Origin of the sequence: Thalassotalea sp. G20_0 (genome assembly GCF_017744175.1) — a bacterium.
In the GTDB taxonomy this organism is placed as follows: Bacteria; Pseudomonadota; Gammaproteobacteria; order Pseudomonadales; family Endozoicomonadaceae; genus Endozoicomonas.
The window spans coordinates 1-3,356 of record NZ_JAGHQV010000126.1 but is presented as its reverse complement, the minus strand read 5'-3'; the positions used below and the strand labels follow the sequence as shown (position 1 = coordinate 3,356).

The window sequence follows — 3,356 nt, the reverse complement described above, 5'->3', positions numbered from 1 at the left end:
TCGCAACCCTCAGATCACTGTTACTAAACCGTCGAAAAATATGTAGAAGATCAAACAGGCAAACCAAAAAGCAGAAAAAGGAAGAGAAAAAACAGCCAGTAATCTCCTCCCTTCCATCATGACTCAAAGGAGTAGATGTAGATGTGTTTCCTCAACCGCTTACGTTTATAGACATTTCAGCAAAATGAACTTCTGAACAGAACCGCAGTCTGCTTTTTATATTCTCATGAATTAATGAAATATAATTATGGATAGAAACACTGCTGGTATCAGTGGTAAATACGCAAGATCAGGTAATGATTACAACCAACCGGATGACCGTACTTCATCTTCAAGGCGTGGGCGATATAGACATGCCACAGTCAGACAACGGGAAAATCCCCCCCGCACTACCCCGGGGCATAATGAATTTTACCATTCTTCTGGCACACGCTCTTCTCAATATCTACAGTGCCGTTCGGTAAACTCTGTTCAAGATTTTAATGCCCTCATCAAACAGGAAATAATGGATGGTCTGGTGAGTAAATCGGATCGTTTCGGTCATCGCTATGATGGGAGAAATCACGGTCAATATGCCAGTTCAATTAAAAAATACACATCAGCTGCTAAAAGACCGTTAAATCGAGCGGAACAAAGCCAGCTGATACGTTTGCTGCAAAATTTTAAAGCAACACGGAGCTGGAATTGGCGAAGCCTGACGACAACACTTCATTCATTTGCTTCAGCGGGTGTTTTTACCCCTCATAAACCCATGGATGGGCGTGTTAAGCTTACTCAAGCTGCCTTATTGTCAACGCTACTTGATGCAATAATATTTAACTGCAACCAAAAACCTGAAGCCAGGGATATTGATGCCCAGGGAATCGCCAACCTGCTGTGGGCCATGGCGAAACTGGTGAACAACGGGCAGGAGCAGACACCAGAACTCAACGAGGCCGTGGCCGCCCTGTTGCCCCACGTAAACGCACAGAAAGCTACCTTTAAACCCCAGGAAATCGCCAACCTGCTGTGGGCCATGGCGAAACTGGAGGAGAACGGGCAGGAGCAGACACCAGGGCTCAAAGAGGCTGTGGCCGCGCTGTTGCCCCACGTGAACGCACAGAAAGACCAATTTAATGCCCAGGGTATCCCTAACCTGCTGTGGGCCATGGCGAAACTGGTGGACAACGGGCTGGAGCTGAAACCACAGATCAAAAAGGCAGTGGCCGCGCTGTTGCCCCATGTGAACGCACAGAGAGCTGACTTTAAACCACAGGGTATCGCCAACCTGCTGTGGGCCATGGCGAAACTGGTGGGCAACGGGCAGGTGTGGACACCAGGGCTCAACGAGGCCGTGACCGCGCTGTTGCCCCGGGTGAACGCACAGAAAGACCAATTTCATGCCCAAGGGATCACCAGCCTGCTGTGGGCCATGGCGAAACTGGTGGACAACGGGCTGGAGCGGGCACCACAGCTCAACGAGGCCGTGGCCGCGCTATTGCCCCATGTGAACACACAGAAAGATAACTTTAAACCACAGGGTATCACCAACCTGCTGTGGGCCATGGCGAAACTGGTGGACAACGGGCTGGAGCGGACACCACAGCTCAACGAGGCCGTGGCCGCGCTATTACCCCATGTAAACGCACAGAAAGCACACTTTAAACCACAGGAAATCGCCAACCTGTTGTGGGCCATGGCGAAACTGGTGGACAACGGGCAGGAGCTGACACCAGAGCTCAACGAAGCCGTGGCCGCGCTGTTGTTTTATGTGAACGTACAGAAGGCCAACTTTAAACCACAGGAAATCGCCAACCTGCTGTGGGCCATGGCGAAACTGGTGGACAACGGGCAAGAGCGGACACCAGAGTTCAAAGAGGCCTTGGCCACACTGTTGCCCCACGTGAACGCAAAGCAAGACCAATTTATTCCTCAGCATATCGCTAACCTGCTGTGGGCCATGGCGAAACTGGTGGACAACGGGCAGGATTGGTCACCAGGGCTCAAAGAGGCCGTGGACACACTGTTGCCCCACGTGAACGCACAGAAAGACCAATTTAATGCCCAGGGTATCGCCAACCTGCTTTGGGCCATGGCGAAACTGGTGGACAACGAGCAGCATCGGACACCAGAGCTCAAAGAGACCTTGGCCGCGCTGTTGCCCCACGTAAACGCACAGAAAGCACACTTTAAACCACAGGAAATCACCAACCTGCTGTGGGCCATGGCGAAACTGGCAGGCAGCGGGCAGAAGTGGACACCAGAGCTCAAAGAGGTTGTGGTCGCGCTGTTGCCCCACGTGAACGCACAGAAAGCTCACTTTAAACCACAGGAAATCGCCAACCTGCTGTGGGCCATGGCGAAACTGTTGGACAACGGCCAGGAGCAGACACCAGAGCTCAACGAGACCGTGGCCGCGCTGTTGTACCACGTGAACGCACAGAAAGACCAATTTATTCCTCAGCATATCGCCCACCTGCTGTGGGCCATGGCAAAACTGATGGACAACGGCCAAGAGCAGACACCAGAGCTCAACGAGACCGTGGCCGCGCTTTTGTACCACGTGAACGCACAGAAAGACCAATTTATTCCTCAGCATATCGCCAACCTGCTGTGGGCCGTGGCGAAACTGGTGGACAACGGGCACGAGCGGACACCAGAGTTCAAAGAGGCCGTAGCCGCGCTGTTGCCGCGGGTGAAAGCACAGAAAGACCAATTTAATCCTCAGCATATCGCCAACCTGCTGTGGGCCATGGCGAAACTGGTGGACAACGGCCAGGAGCGGACACCAGAGTTCAAAGAGGCCATGGCCGCGCTGTTGCCCCACGTGATCGCACAGAAAGCTAACTTTAAACCACAGGAAATCGCCAACCTGCTGTGGGCCACGGCGAAACTGGTCGACAACGGGCAGAACCGAACCGCAGAACTCAGCGATGCCGTGGCCGCGCTGTTGCCCCGCGTGAACGCACAAAAAGACCAATTTATTCCTCAGCATATCGCCAACCTGCTGTGGGCCACGGCGAAACTGGTGGACAACGGGCAGGAGCAGACACCAGAACTCAACGAGGCCGTGGCCGTGCTGTTGCCCCTCGTGAACGCACAGAAAGACCGATTTAATTCTCAGGGTATCGCCAACCTGCTGTGGGCCATGGCGAAACTGGGTGAACTCGTTGAGCTGAGCGTGGTTAAATCCACGTTCGAATCGCTTGTCCACCGAATCAGTCAAAACTCTCAGCTCTCTCAGCAGGTAATATTGATGTCTCTCTGGGGAGTAATGGTATGCTGTGCCAGGTTGTCTCTAGTCTCCAATGCCAATAAAAATCTTGAAAAGCACATGCATGACCTGTTTACTCGCCTGGATAATACATCCCCAGATA

General features: G+C 52.8%; 1 protein-coding gene. It reads left to right on the top strand.

The window, feature by feature from the left end; genetic code table 11:
- Nucleotides 1–247: 247 nt before the first annotated feature.
- The coding region (locus tag J7438_RS24820; RefSeq protein WP_209278729.1) for a DUF1601 domain-containing protein at nt 248–3,356 on the top strand (3,109 nt) is incomplete at its 3' end.